Here is a 14,848-nt window from a genome sequence, read left to right on the forward strand (position 1 = left end):
CCACCGTACGTACGGTTCCGTATACGGCGGTTCAACCTTTTGAGTATCTTTGCTCGTAAAATTGGGACAGGTCTTTCAGTCCCCATTTTACGAGCCTTTTATTTGGAATGGCTTGGTGTAGAACCTCGCTTCGTGATATTCGCCAGTACCCTTTTCTTGAATGCGCCGTTTTCATCGCTTCATCATGTTGGATTCCGTATTGGCGTAATTTCACATATTTAGTTCGTGGTAGCTTCCACCGTTTCCATATTAATTGACGTAAGCGATGGTTTAACCATCCCTGTAATTCTTGGATGAAAGTTTTCATGTTGGCAACTCCATAGTAATTAATCCAACCAACCGTTGTTTGATTGATTCTTTTCACAATCTCACTAAATGTCCCTGTTCGTTTACGACTCGTCAGTATTCTTAGCTTATCTTTTAGTCGTTTCTTGGCGGACTTGATTGGTCGGTATCCCACTTTCCCGACAGATTTTGTAGATGAAACCCTAAGAATGTAGCTGCTGTTGCGCCACACACTTTACTTTTCTGCTCATTGATTGTGAGACCCAGTTCATCTTCGATAAAATTCTTGACACTGGTCATGACGCGTTCACCTGCTCTTGGTGACTTTACATAAATCACAAAATCATCCGCATAGCGAATGAATCGGTGTCCTCGTTTTTCTAACTCTCTATCTAGCTTGTTTAAATACACGTTTGCTAGAATTGGAGAGAGTGGACCCCCTTGGGGTGTACCTTCTGTCGTTTCAATGAGGATGTCCTTGTCCAATATGCCTGAGCGTAAGAATTTCCATATTAGCTTAAGTACTATTTTATCTGTTATGAATTCTTCCAAATAAGCTCGTAGTCGCTGGTGATGAATCGTATCGAAGTAACTTTTCAAGTCACAGTCCACCACTGTTCGATAACCTTCCTCGTAATATTTCTTAGCGAGGGCAATTGCCTGGTGTTGGTTTCGACCTTTTCGAAAGCCAAAACTTTTGTCTGAAAAGTGTGGATCAATTATTGGTTGGATGACTTGTAGAATGGCTTGTTGAACAACTCTGTCCAATACACATGGTATACCTAGATATCGTTTGGAGCCATCCGCTTTTGGGATAGCTACTCGTTTCACTGGTTGAGGTTGGTAGGAACCATCTTTTAATTTCCTTTTCAATGGTTCCTCATATTTTATTAAATGCGCCTTCAGTCCATCAACCGTGATACCATCGATTCCAGGTGCTCCTCCATTTCCTTTTACTTTCTTATATGCATTCCATAGGTTTCTATGGGACGCAATTCTGTCAATTAAATTGATACTTTCTTGTTTCTTCATTTCCATGTTTACATCCCTACACGCTCTTATATACTCTTTCGCTTCCAGCTTATCCCTCTATAAGTAGCCATCTATTCGGTCTATACCTTGATGTTTTCTGTGTTTTGGCGGGATGTCTCCACCTCCTTGTTTCTTTCAAGATTTAAAAGATTGTTCGGCCCTTCATCTTTTGTCGAAGACTACTATGGCTTCTGCTGACTTCTCTTGATTCATCCATTTATCACTAAACAAATTGTTAATTGAATAACCCTCAAGAGACCTCCCCGGGTAAGCACAACCGCCTTCCTCTCATGTAACTGCCAGATTTACTGTATGGGATTTGGGCAGTATTGGACTTCGCTTTGTTTGGCAAGCTCATCCGTCCCAAGTCAGCCTTTTATCTGATTTCTGTTCGTCAGTTCGAGAGTTTGCGTCCGACTTCCTTCAGATTCCACGTCACCATGGACACCCTTGTCTTTCGCTAACAGTTCCTACTGCCAAGCCTGTAGTGGACTTTCACCACCAGGCTGTTGTGCATGCCGGGCACACCAAAAAGACGACTTCCCATGTTTATGGAAAGCCGCCGTCAATACAAATAATAATTATAAGTTTTTCAGGATAGCCCTCCAGAACATAAAGCTCTGACAGTTTTACATCTCTTAAATGCAAAACCAGCAAACTGCGCGAACAATACGCACTTCACTTCGGCAGGGTCCCCTTTCGATTGCTGTCAATGGAATTGTTCTTCCTCGAGCAATGTACTGTTGAATACTGCGCCTCTATCTTAGTAAATATTGAATTGTCTTATATATTAGCACACCATTATTCATTATTCAATGGTGCTTCATGAAAATGACGATAGATAACATCCGCCAGCTTTGCCGGCACACCGGACTCCTGCAACTGCAATTCGCTTGCCTCGCGAATTTTTTTCACTGACCCAAAATATTTCATAAGCTGCTGTTTCCGTTTCGGACCTACACCTTCGATCCCATCAAGAACAGATGTAATTGCATTTGTCTGGTGCTGCTGACGTAAAAACGTTATCGCAAAACGATGGACCTCATCTTGAATACGCTGCAATAAATAGAAACCGTCACTTGTTCGCTTTAAAGGGACTACTTCCGGAGGCGTACCAAATAAAAGCTGTGACGTATTGTGTTTTTCGTCTTTTGCCAGTCCTGCTATCGGAATGACTAACCCAAGCTCGTCTTCAATTACTTCACGTGCGACTTCCATTTGCCCTTTTCCTCCGTCAATAAGGATCAGATCAGGCAATGGCAGATTTTCCCGCAGTACACGTGTGTAACGGCGCCGGATTACTTCCTGCATCGCACCATAGTCATCATGTTTAGCCGCTTCCCTTGTTTTATATTTCCGGTATTCCTTTTTCGCCGGTTTTCCGTCTATGAAAACAACCATCGCCGAAACCGGATCCGCACCGTGCATATGACTGTTATCAAATGCTTCTATTCTTAGCGGCAATGGGATTTGCATCGCTTCTGCAAGCGCTTCACAAGCCCCCACTGTCCGTTCTTCTTGACGTTCAATCAACTGGAACTTTTCATGAATGGCGATTTCCGCATTTTTCATCGCTAGATCAACAAGCTCTTTTTTGGAACCGCGCTTCGGTGTCAGCACTTTCACATTCAACAGCTTTTGTAAAATGGTTTCGTTGATCGACTTCGGCACAAAGATCTCTTTTGGCAATAGATGATGCGGCTGTTCGTAAAAACGGCCTACAAATGTTAAAAACTCCTCTTCCGGCTCATTATAAATCGGGAAAACCGAAACATCCCGCTCAATGAGTTTCCCTTGACGCACGAAAAACACCTGAACACACATCCAGCCTTTTTCCACTGCATAGCCAAATACATCCCGGTTGCTCAAATCATCCGTGACGATTTTTTGCTTCTCCATAATCTGATCGATATGGGCAATCAAATCCCTGAATTCCTTCGCCCGTTCAAACTCAAGATTTTCTGCAGCATCCATCATTCTTTTTTGAAGGTCTTGTTTAATTTCATCGACGCCCCCATTTAAAAACTTCGAAATTTCATCAATCATTTCGTCATACACTTGTTTTTCGATATCCTTTACACATGGTGCCAAACATTGCCCTAAGTGATAGTACAGGCATACTTGGTTAGGCAGGTGAGTACATTTACGAAGCGGATACAGCCGGTCCAGTAATTTCCGCGTTTCATTCGCCGCATAGGCATTCGGATACGGTCCGAAATATTTTGCTTTATCCTTCTTCACTTTTCTTGTCGTAATAATACGAGGATATCGTTCGTTCGTAATTTTTATATAAGGATACGTTTTATCATCCGTTAGTTTCACATTATATTTCGGGTCATGAAGCTTAATAAGGTTCAGCTCAAGAATAAGGGCTTCCAAATCGCTTGAAGTCACAATATACTCGAAGTCTTCGATCTCACTGACCAGTCTTGCAGTTTTACCGTCATGGCTTCCCGTAAAATAAGAACGCACTCGATTTTTCAATACTTTCGCCTTGCCAACGTAAATAATCGTGCCTTGACGGTCTTTCATAATATAACAGCCTGATTCGTTCGGTAATATTTCTAGTTTTGCTTTAATAATTGCATTCATCTCATCACCTATTTAATATGTCCTTTCTTTCATTTTAACTGATTGGGGTATAAGAAAAAAGCCGTACACCTTATACGGCATACGGCTTTTTGACATATCAATTGCGCCTTGGCACTTAAATGACCAATGGTTTAATTATTTGTTGTCGTTAATGAAATCGATTAATGCTTCTTTTGGCATGAAGCCAGCAGTTTTTGCTTTTACTTCACCATCTACGAATAATAGTAATGAAGGGATTGACATGATTTGGTATTCTGCAGCAGTAACTTGGTTATTATCAACATCAACTTTTACGATTTTAACATCGTTGCCGATTTCTGTATCTAACTCTTCAAGAACTGGAGCGATCATTTTACATGGTCCGCACCAAGTAGCCCAAAAGTCTACTAAAACTGTGCCGTTTGAAATTTCTTGTGGGAATGTTTGATCTGTCGCGTGTACAATTGCCATATTAAATAGCCTCCTTAAATAACATATGGTTGTAGTATAGCATGTTTTCCCAATTAAACAGTAGTAAAATGCTTGGGAATATAAATGTACCTCAAATTCAGCGTTTATTTCTGATATCGTATCAATGCTTATTGAGGATATTAGAATATGTATACCCTTTATTTAAACATTTTAAAGCTTTATACGTACTCCATCTTCATATGCACCTTCCAAACTACAACATTTAAAACAAAAAAGCTCCCTTCAAAAGAAGGAAGCCCCTAATTACTTTTAAGCATTTACTTTAAGTGCTTTAAACTCTTCGATTAACATTGGCACTACTTCGAATAAGTCACCAACAATACCGTAGTCTGCTACTTTAAAGATATTTGCTTCTGGATCTTTGTTGATTGCAACGATAACTTTTGAGTTCGACATACCAGCTAAATGCTGAATCGCACCAGAAATTCCCGCAGCGATGTATAGGTCAGGTGTTACAACTTTACCAGTTTGGCCGATTTGTAATGAGTAATCGCAATATTCTGCGTCACATGCACCACGAGATGCGCCAACTGCTCCGCCTAGTAAATTAGCAAGCTCTTTTAATGGCTCAAAACCTTCTTCGGATTTAACGCCACGACCTCCTGCTACAACTACTTTTGCTTCTGAAAGGTCTACACCTTCAGTTGATTTTCGTACAACCTCTTTGATGATTGTACGCAAATTTGTAATATCAACCGATACTGATGATACTTCACCAGTACGAGAATCGTCTTTTACTAATGGCGGAATATTGTTTGGACGGATTGTCGCAAAAATAATCCCATCGTTGATTTTTACTTTTTCAAATGCTTTACCAGAATAGATCGGGCGAACGAATACTGTATCATCGCCAGCTCCCTGAATTTCCGTAACATCTGAAATTAAACCAGATTGTAGACGTGAAGCAATTTTTGGCGATAAGTCTTTACCTAAAGAAGTATGACCGAAAACGATTGCTTCTGGATTTTCTTGTTCTACTACTGCTAAAATTGCTTGGCTGAATCCGTCAGATGTATAGTTTTTCAAGTGCGGATGTTCTACTGTAATAACGCGGCTCGCTCCATATGCGATTAATTCCTGCGTTAAACCAGCTACTGCATCCCCAACTAATAAACCTACTACTTCACCGCCGTCAGCGATTTGTAAACCTGCTGCAATTGCTTCGAATGAAACGTTACGTAAGCTCCCTTCGCGAACCTCACCTAACACTAAAACTTTCTTTGACATAGAATATCCCTCCATTACCATCTTCGTAAAAAATTTTTGTACGCTAGTTGACTTTTATTAGACTACTTTTGCTTCGTTATGAAGTAAGTTTACTAATTCTTTTACCTGTGCAGAAAGATCGCCTTCTAATACACGACCAGCCGCTTTTTGTGGCGGTAAATAAATTTCAACTGTTTCCACTTTTACTTCAACATCGTCTTCATCGATGTCCAAATCATCCAATTCCAGTTCTGCAAGCGGTTTTTTCTTCGCCTTCATAATACCTGGTAATGATGGGTAACGTGGCTCGTTTAAACCTTGTTGAGCTGTTACTAATAATGGTAATGATGTTTCTAATACTTCAGCGTCCCCTTCGATATCACGCACAATCTTTACGTTCGTGCCGTCGATTTCCAATGAAGTAATTGTTGTTACGTAGTTAATGCCCAGCAAGTCTGCCAAGCGTGGACCCACTTGTCCCGAACCACCATCGATCGCTACATTTCCTGCTAAAATTAAATCTGCTTCTTTGTCTTTTAAATATTCCGCTAAAATATAAGCTGAAGAATATTGGTCAAGCTCATCTAAATCATCTTCTGTATTAATCAATACCGCTTCATCGGCACCCATTGCTAAAGCTGTACGTAATTGCTTTTCTGCATCTTCGCCACCGATTGTCACAACTGTTACTTTACCGCCTAATGCGTCGCGCTTTTGAATTGCTTCTTCAATAGCGTACTCATCGTATGGGTTGATGATGAATTCTGCACCATCTTCTTGAATCTTACCGCCGGATACGACGATTTTTTCTTCTGTGTCAAAAGTACGTTTTACTAATACAAAAATATTCATAATCTAGACCTCCTAAAAGCTTTTTAATTTTAATCCCGAAAAAAAGGGAAGAATACATTTTTTTATTTGCCAGTAAATACCGGCTCACGTTTTTCAATAAATGCTTGGATTCCTTCTTTAGCATCTTCAGAAACAAATACTTCACCGAAGCTGTTTGCTTCAGCATTTACTCCATCGTAATAAGAAGATGGTTTCGAGTAATTCAGCATTTGGATCGCTGCTTTAAGAGCAATTGGTGATTTCTTCGCAATTTTTTTAGCGATTTTCAATGTTTCAGGCAACAGCTCTTCATCGGAAAAAGCACGGTTTGCTAATCCCCATTCAACAGCTTCAGTCCCGGAAATCGGGTCGCTTGTAAACATCATTTCCGCCGCTTTTGCTACACCAACATATCGTGGTAATCGCTGTGTTCCTGCAAATCCGGGTATTAAGCCTAATGATAGTTCAGGTAAGCCTAATTTAGCCGATGCGGTTACAAAGCGCATATGGCATCCCATCGCTAGTTCCAAGCCCCCGCCTAATGCTGCACCATGTATTGCGGCAATAACCGGTTTACCGAATGTTTCGATACGTTCGAAAACATCTTGTCCATTTTTCGCCAATCCTGTAAATGCTTCTCCTGACTGTACGCTTGTAAACTCTTTAATATCCGCACCTGCAGAGAAAAAACGTCCTTCGCCATGCAAGACAATGACACGTACATTTTCATCTTCTTCTACAGCGTCTAAAAGTGCATCCACATCTTGGATTAAGCCTTGTGAAAGTGCATTTGCTGGTGGTCTTGAAATCGTTGCTATTGCGACCCCTTCTTCTACTTTCCAACTTAGAAACTCCATCCTCTACATCCCCTTTATGCTTTTAGTGCGTTTAGCAGTAACTGCTTTACTTTCGGAGCTTGCTCTAATAAATCATATCGATTTTCATTCATTACCCAAGTTGTCGTAATTTCGTCAATTGTACCAAACACCATTTGTCTCGCAATACGGACATCCATCGTCTGGTTGAATTCGCCATTTAGCATACCTTCGATCAAAATTTGATCCAGTAAAATTAAGTATTCTTTTAGAATAGAATTAATTTTCAGTCTAATTTCTTTATTCGATTGCCGTAGCTCAAGCTGAGTTACAGTTGCCAAGTGACGATCACTTGATAGAACTTGGAAATGATTTTCGATCATTTTACATAACTTATCGGAAGCAGTTTCCCCACTTTTTATTATAGCCTGTAAATTCTCTGCGAAAATACCCATTTTTTCCTGGAATACAGAAATTAGGATATCTTCTTTGTTTTTGAAATATAAGTAGATTGTACCATCGGCAACCCCAGCTTGTTTAGCTATTTTTGAAACTTGGGCTTGATGATAACCATTTTCTGCGATAGCAATGACTGCTGCGTCTACTATTTGCATATATTTGGGTTTGTTTCGTTTCAAGCAGATCACCACCAAAAAAAATATGAAAACATGAATGACCATTCATTCATGTTTTCATATTATAGTTTGTTCTGCATTCTGTCAATAGTTTGCTAAACAATTAATTATTTTGCTTCTTGTTGTGCCATTTTCTGTTTTTCTTCTTCAATAAGTGTACGACGCAAAATTTTTCCTACGGCTGTTTTCGGCAGCTCTTGACGGAATTCATAGAAACGCGGCACTTTATAAGCAGCCAGGTTTTTACGGCAATACTCGTTCAGTTCTTTATCTGTTACAGATTTACCCTCTTTAAGAACAATGTATGCCTTTACGGTTTCTCCACGGTACGGATCCGGTATACCGGCAACAACACACTCCTGGATGGCCTCATGCTCATACAGCACTTCTTCCACTTCACGCGGGTAAATATTAAATCCGCCTGCAATAATCATATCTTTTTTGCGGTCAACAACATAGAAATATCCCTTCTCATCCATATAACCTAAATCACCCGTTAAAAACCAGCCATCTGCAAATGTCATTGCTGTTTCTTCAGGACGATTCCAGTAGCCCTTCATAACTTGTGGTCCTTTTACCGCTATTTCGCCGATTTCACCTACTGGCAACACTTCTGTTTCACCTGAACGTAAAATCACCGCTTCGGTATTTGGCCAAGGTAAACCGATCGAACCGTTGATACGGTGGTCCCAAATCGGGTTCGCATGTGTAACTGGAGAAGTTTCGGTCAAGCCGTATCCTTCTACTAAACGACCGCCTGTCAATTCTTCAAACTTTTCCTGAACTTCCAGTGGCAATGCAGCAGAACCGCTTAGACATGCCTTAATTGACGATAGATCATATTTTGCTAAATCCGGGTGATTCAACAAGCCGATATACATTGTTGGGGCACCGGGGAATAATGTTGGTTTTTGTTTATCAATCGTTTTCAATGCTTGTTCTGCATCAAATTTCGGAAGTAATACCATCTTGCCTTGCTGCATGACCGATAAAATTAATACCGTTGTCATACCATATACATGGAAGAATGGTAATATGCCTAAAATTATTTCTTCACCCTTTTTACATTTATACATCCATGCATCACACATTAATGTATTTGCAATCAGGTTTTTATGCGTTAACATAACACCTTTCGGGTAACCTGTCGTCCCGCCAGTGTATTGCAATAATGCCAAATCATCTTCAAAGTCAAAGTCTTGCTCGATTTTATCCGTTTTCGCCATTTTCATGATTTCTGTGAACAGGTGGTTTGTGCCGCTATGTTCCACCTTTACACTGAAACCGTACTGTTTCTTCTGAATGAACGGATACACCAAGTTTTTCGGGAACGGCAAGTAGTCTTTAATTCCTGAAACGATGACATTTTCAATATTTGTCTCATGTAATATTTTCATTGCCCTTGGATATAAAATATCCATCACTAATATTACTTTTGCACCGGAATCCGCCATCTGATATTGCAGCTCACGTTCTGTATAAAGCGGATTTGTCTGAACGACAACGCCTCCTGCATACATCGTACCATAATAGGCGATTACCGCTTGCGGACAGTTCGGCAGCATGATTGCTACACGGTCCCCCTTCTCCACCCCTAGAGAACGCAGGTAGTTCGCAAACTTCAACGCTGATTCATAAAGCTCTTTGTACGTAAGCTCGCGCCCCATGAAGTGTATAGCCACTTTATTAGGCATCGACTCAAATGCTTGTGTTAAAAAATGGTGCACAGGAATTTCCGGCAGCTCAATAGAATGCGGGACTTCTTTTGGATAGCTTGCCAACCAAACTTTTTCTGTCATAAAACTCCTCCCCTTTGATAAAGCTTTACTTGTTTATAACATTATAATGAAAATTGGAAATGGTTTCAAACTATTTTCATAGATATGCACAATATATTCTCGCTCATACACATATTTTCTCATTAATTATTTTGACTTTTATAGTAATATTGAATTGAAAACATATAGGACCATTCGTTTAGTATGGAAATATACTTTTTCAATAAAGTTTTAAAATAAATAAATATTTTTTTATTTAATCTCATATAAATTTGCCAGCCTAATGAAAAAAGCAAATGAACTGACTAAATGCTAGTTCATTTGCTTTAATGTTTAGAGTGTCATCATGTAGTAAATGCCGACTGCGAGAAAAATGAAACAGACGACGAGTAAGATTTTCGATAATGTTTCCATGTGTATGCTCCTATGAAATACTTGCTCCGATAACAAATGACAAACCGAGAGAAATTGTGAACGAGATAAATCCTACTGAACGGTTGTCTGCAGCAATCTCCTCATCCACATTAAATTTCGGTGTTAAAAACTCAAATAAAAAATAGGCAAAGATCAATAACGTAAATCCGAACAAACCCCAACCAAGCATTTCAATAAATGAAGTATGCTGATTAATTGAATACCTGAAAATATTACAGACGCCTAAAATTTTTCCTCCAGTTGCTAAAGCGACCGCGACATTTCCATTTTTAATTTCATCCCAATTTTTATACTTTGTTACGACCTCAAATAAAATCATCGATACGAATAGGCAAAGGACTACCACACTAAAATAGCCTGCTGTTTCTACGAGAGGATGGTGCCAAAAGTCTAATCCCAGCAATCCATTTTACCCCCTTAAATTATTTTCTTTCTATGTTTAATATTACCGCATCCTTTAAAAGGAGCAACAACTATTTTAGTTCTACAACTGTCACACCGAACCCGCCTTCGCCCGCTTCACCATATCTGTATGATTTGACGCGCTTATGGTTTTTCAGGAAGTTCTGAATCCCTTGGCGTAATGCCCCTGTGCCTTTACCATGAATAATCGATACACGCGGATAGTTCGCTAATAATGCATCATCCAAATACTTTTCTGTGCGAATAAGCGCTTCTTCATATCGTTCTCCGCGTAAGTCAAGTTCAAGTTTCACGACGCTGTTACGATTTTTTACATTCATCATCGGACGAGTAACTTGTTCTTTTTCCGGCTTCACATATTCTAAATCAGATTCGGGCAGTTTCATTTTTAAAATCCCAATTTGAACAACCCATTCATTTCCAGCTTTTTGCAGGAGTGTTCCTTTCTGACCGTAGCTTAAAACTTTCACTTCATCGCCCACTTGCAGATTCTGCTTACGTTCCCGGGCAGCAACAGCCTTTTGAAGCACTTTATTGTTATCAATCGGCGCTGCATTATCTAAACGCTTTTTCGCATCGATTAACTCATGCTCTTTCACCGATAATGCGGCATTTTCTTTCATTTTTCTTAGCTCAGCAATAATCGATTCCGCTTCCTTCTTCGCCTCATCGACAATTTTTCGAGCCTTGTCTTTCGCTTTTTTCTCCAGGTTTTCCTTTTTCTCATCATAAATACGAAGACGTTCTTCCAGCTCTGCACGGATTTTTTGTGCATCTTCCAGTAAAAGATGGGCTTCGTCGGCTTCACGTTCAGATCTTAATCGGCTTTCTTCTAGTGACGCAATCATAGACTCTACTTCATGACGGTCAGTACCTGTAAAGGATTTTGCATGGTCAATTACATTTGAGCTTAATCCAAGACGTTTGGATATTTCAAATGCATTGGAACGACCCGGCACTCCGATCAACAATCGATAAGTCGGGCTAAGTGTTTCAATATCGAACTCTACACTTGCGTTGACAACAGAAGGACGGTTATAGCCATATGCCTTCAACTCCGGATAGTGGGAAGTCGCCATTACACGTGCACCGCGATCGACTGTTTCATCCAGTATGGCAATTGCAAGAGCAGCACCTTCTTGCGGATCCGTACCTGCGCCAAGCTCATCGAATAAAATCAATGATTTTTCATTAAATTTGCTTAAAATGTCTACTATATTCACCATATGAGATGAGAAAGTTGATAATGACTGTTCGATTGACTGTTCATCACCAATATCAGCAAAGATTTGGTCAAACACTGCTAACTCCGAACCATCCATTGCCGGAACAGGCAGTCCACACTGGGCCATTATTGTACATAGTCCTACTGTTTTCAGTGTTACTGTTTTACCACCTGTATTTGGTCCTGTAATAACAATAGCTGTAACATCTCGTCCAAATTCAATCGTATTGGCAACAGCCTCTTCAATCGGCAAGAGCGGATGCCGTGCTCGGACCAGTCGTGTATAACCTTCTTTATTCATTTTTGGCATTGTGCATTTATTTGCTTGTCCGTATTTTCCTTTTGCTAAAATAACATCCAGTTCTCCAAGTAACTGCACTAGAACGAATATTTCATGACCGACTTCCTGTACCTTTAATGTAAGCTCGGATAAAATGCGCTCAATTTCTGCCTTTTCTTTCACCTTTAGACGCTGTACTTCATTGTTCGCTTGAATCACCGCATCAGGCTCAATAAATAATGTTTGACCTGAAGCGGACTGATCGTGGACGATTCCGCCATAATGTGAACGATACTCTTGTTTAACAGGGATTACGAAGCGGTCATTACGAATCGTAATAATCGCGTCAGACAGCATTTTCGTTGCATTCGAACCACGTGTAAGACTTTCCAGCTTTTGACGCACTTTCGATTCTTCTGAACGCAAAGACTGGCGAATTGAGCGTAATGCAGCGCTTGCTGAATCAAGCACTGTACCATTATCATCGATACAATCATTAATTTCATGCTGCAATGCCGTCAAGACAGGCATTTGTTCTTTACGTTCAATAAAATGCGGGATTTCAATAGTATTTTCCGATTCGATATCTTCAATGAAATTTCTTAGAATCCGGCTTGCCCGTATTGTGCTTGCAATTTCCATTAATTCCATCGGGCTGAGCATACCGCCGATTTGTGAGCGTCGTGCATGTGGTCGGACATCAAAAATGCCGCCCAACGGTACATTGCCTTTCACACGCAAAATCGCGAGCCCTTCATCCATTTCTTCCAGGAGTTCGACTACTGTATCGTAATCCGTTTCCGGTACTAGTTCATCGATTGCCTGTTTTCCGATAGAGTTTGTACAAAAGGCTGCTACTTGCTCGCGTACTTTATGAAATTCTAGTGTTTTCAATGCTCGTTGTTCGATCATGAGAACACCTCCTATTACTTTTCTTTATTTTTCGCAATAAATGCTTCGAACTTTTCTTTTGACCATGTATTGACGATCAGATCTTTTTTTAGCCATGCTTTTTGTGCGTATTTGACACCGATGTCCATAAAGCGCAGCTGGTCAATTGCATGCGCATCCGTATTGATGGCGATTGGTACATTTTTCTCCATTGCCAGCATTAAATATTCGATGCTTAAGTCCAGTCGGTATGGATTTGCATTGAGTTCCAATATTTTACCATGTTCTGCCGCCCATTCGATCAATAACGGCACATCCGGATCATAGCCTCCGCGCTGCCCGACAATTCGGCCTGTCGGGTGAGCAATCATATGGACATACGGATTTTCTACCGCTGTTTTTAAACGCGCCATAATTTTGTCCTGCGATTGTGTAAAACTTGAGTGGATCGATGCAATTACAAAATCCAATTCTTTTAAAATATCGTCTCCAAAGTCTAATGTCCCATCAGGCAGAATATCCATTTCCGTACCTCTGTAAAGTCGGAAATTAGGATTTGCTTCGTTAAATGCACAAATATCGAGCTTTTGCTGCTCAAGTCTCTCAGGTGTTAAACCATTGGCCACTTTTAAGTATTGCGAGTGATCGGTAATGACCGCATGGGAATACCCGATATCTATTAAAGCTTGCCCCATCTCGCTAACTGAATGCGCGCCATCAGACCAAGTTGTATGCATATGAAGATCCGCTACGATATCTTCCAGCTTCACCAGCCCGCTCAACTCGTCCAGACGATCTAATTCTTTACCGCTTTCACGTACAGTCGGCGGAATATAAGGTAAGTTAAAATGCGCAAAAAACGCTTCTTCCGATTCAAATGTTACGACAGTGCCGTCTTCCTGCTCGACACCATATTCACTAATTTTCTTCCCCATTGATTTTGCAAGCTGACGCATGCGTACATTATGGTCTTTCGAACCGGTGAAATGATGAAGTGCTGTTGCAAATTCTTCACGCGTCACTAAACGGAAATCCACACTTACCGGTTCTTCACGGTCCAATACAACGGACACTTTTGTATCCCCGGCTGCAACAGTTTCCAATATTGCGAGGCGAGTTAAAATTGCTTCACGTACAACTTCATATTCTTTTGTTGCCACGATAAAATCAACATCTTTACTCGTTTCCGCAACACGCCGGAAGCTCCCTGCAACCGAGAACAGCTCCACTTCAGGCAAACTTGCTAAAAGCTCGTTAATTTCCAATACGACAGGCTCAAGCTGCCAAATAGGTAACCGCTCAGCGCGGGAACCAAATGTTTCAAGTTCTTTTAAAATTTTTTCCTCTGTTTTTGCCGCAAACCCGGCTAGCCCTCTTACTTGTCCAGCCTCACATGCTGCCTTTAATGTGGCTGCATCCACTATGTTCAGTTCCTGATACAATTTGGCAAGCTTTTTACCGCCTAAACCCGGTAGTTTCATTAATGGAACGAGTCCTTTCGGTACGACTTCCTCCAGCTCTTTCAATACAGTCGATTCCCCGATTTCCATCATCTCTGTAATAACCGCTGCCGTTCCTTTGCCGATCCCTTTAATTGCTGTAATATCATCAATTTCGCTTAGGCTGCGCTCATCTGCTTCAAGTGCAGCTGCCGCTTTTCGAAAGGCGGATACTTTGAACGGATTTTCTGCCTGCAGCTCCATATATAAAGCGATTTTTTCCAATGTACGAATAATAATTTTTTTGTTCATCATCATTGTCTCTCCTTTAAAAAAGCTCCTCCCGAAAATCGAGAGAAGCATTCGCATGATTTTCAAATCAATTACGCCTCGGCATAATGGTATCCGATCCGGCTAAAGATCCACGGTTCGCGGATAAGTCAGCTGTTTTAGCACAATGCGATGCTTTCTAGGTTGACTTCCTTCTTTAGTAACTCCTTTTCCGAATTT

Annotated in this window: 12 protein-coding genes and 1 riboswitch; all 12 genes read right to left on the minus strand. The window is 40.6% G+C overall.

Going from position 1 to position 14,848, the window contains the following annotated elements; translation table 11 throughout:
• Positions 1 to 31: 31 nt before the first annotated feature.
• The 12 genes from MKZ25_RS13320 to polX all read right to left on the minus strand — a co-directional run bounded on the left by MKZ25_RS13320 (position 32) and on the right by polX (position 14,650).
• A complete protein-coding gene (locus MKZ25_RS13320; protein WP_340801943.1) occupies positions 32 to 517 on the minus strand; it encodes a group II intron maturase-specific domain-containing protein in 486 nt (161 codons plus the stop codon).
• A complete protein-coding gene (gene ltrA / locus MKZ25_RS13325) occupies positions 421 to 1,317 on the minus strand; it encodes a group II intron reverse transcriptase/maturase (protein ID WP_340799763.1) in 897 nt (298 codons plus the stop codon). Before ltrA ends, MKZ25_RS13320 begins: the two co-directional genes overlap by 97 nt.
• Before the next feature lie 590 nt (positions 1,318 to 1,907).
• A riboswitch (Lysine riboswitch) is annotated at positions 1,908 to 2,086 on the minus strand.
• Between the two features lie 32 nt (positions 2,087 to 2,118).
• The gene (uvrC, locus tag MKZ25_RS13330) at positions 2,119 to 3,909 is read right to left on the minus strand and encodes an excinuclease ABC subunit UvrC (protein ID WP_340801944.1); all 1,791 of its coding nucleotides are present in this window, start codon (positions 3,907 to 3,909) and stop codon (positions 2,119 to 2,121) included.
• Between the two features lie 135 nt (positions 3,910 to 4,044).
• A complete protein-coding gene (gene trxA / locus MKZ25_RS13335; protein ID WP_079528262.1) occupies positions 4,045 to 4,359 on the minus strand; it encodes a thioredoxin in 315 nt (104 codons plus the stop codon).
• 270 nt (positions 4,360 to 4,629) lie between these two features.
• Entirely contained in the window at positions 4,630 to 5,607 is a 978-nt protein-coding gene (locus MKZ25_RS13340) for an electron transfer flavoprotein subunit alpha/FixB family protein (RefSeq protein WP_340801946.1), read from the minus strand.
• 57 nt (positions 5,608 to 5,664) lie between these two features.
• Positions 5,665 to 6,438: an electron transfer flavoprotein subunit beta/FixA family protein gene (locus MKZ25_RS13345; RefSeq protein WP_008405030.1), complete on the minus strand. Its 774-nt coding sequence runs from the start codon at positions 6,436 to 6,438 to the stop codon at positions 5,665 to 5,667.
• Between the two features lie 62 nt (positions 6,439 to 6,500).
• Positions 6,501 to 7,274 carry an enoyl-CoA hydratase gene (locus MKZ25_RS13350; RefSeq protein ID WP_340801947.1) on the minus strand — a complete coding sequence of 258 codons (774 nt, stop codon included), beginning with the start codon at positions 7,272 to 7,274 and terminating at the stop codon, positions 6,501 to 6,503.
• 14 nt (positions 7,275 to 7,288) lie between these two features.
• The gene (locus tag MKZ25_RS13355) at positions 7,289 to 7,870 is read right to left on the minus strand and encodes a TetR/AcrR family transcriptional regulator (RefSeq protein WP_340801948.1); all 582 of its coding nucleotides are present in this window, start codon (positions 7,868 to 7,870) and stop codon (positions 7,289 to 7,291) included.
• A gap of 104 nt (positions 7,871 to 7,974) precedes the next feature.
• A complete protein-coding gene (locus MKZ25_RS13360) occupies positions 7,975 to 9,666 on the minus strand; it encodes a long-chain-fatty-acid--CoA ligase (RefSeq protein WP_340801949.1) in 1,692 nt (563 codons plus the stop codon).
• 403 nt (positions 9,667 to 10,069) lie between these two features.
• Complete coding sequence (locus MKZ25_RS13365) at positions 10,070 to 10,483, minus strand: DUF350 domain-containing protein (RefSeq protein WP_340801950.1); 414 nt, start codon at positions 10,481 to 10,483, stop codon at positions 10,070 to 10,072.
• Positions 10,484 to 10,553: 70 nt separating this feature from the next.
• A complete protein-coding gene (locus tag MKZ25_RS13370; RefSeq protein WP_340801951.1) occupies positions 10,554 to 12,920 on the minus strand; it encodes an endonuclease MutS2 in 2,367 nt (788 codons plus the stop codon).
• 14 nt (positions 12,921 to 12,934) lie between these two features.
• Positions 12,935 to 14,650 carry a DNA polymerase/3'-5' exonuclease PolX gene (gene polX / locus MKZ25_RS13375; protein ID WP_340803023.1) on the minus strand — a complete coding sequence of 572 codons (1,716 nt, stop codon included), beginning with the start codon at positions 14,648 to 14,650 and terminating at the stop codon, positions 12,935 to 12,937.
• Between the last annotated feature and the right edge of the window lie 198 nt (positions 14,651 to 14,848).

The organism is Solibacillus sp. FSL W7-1464 (assembly GCF_038004425.1).
Taxonomy (GTDB): domain Bacteria; phylum Bacillota; class Bacilli; order Bacillales_A; family Planococcaceae; genus Solibacillus.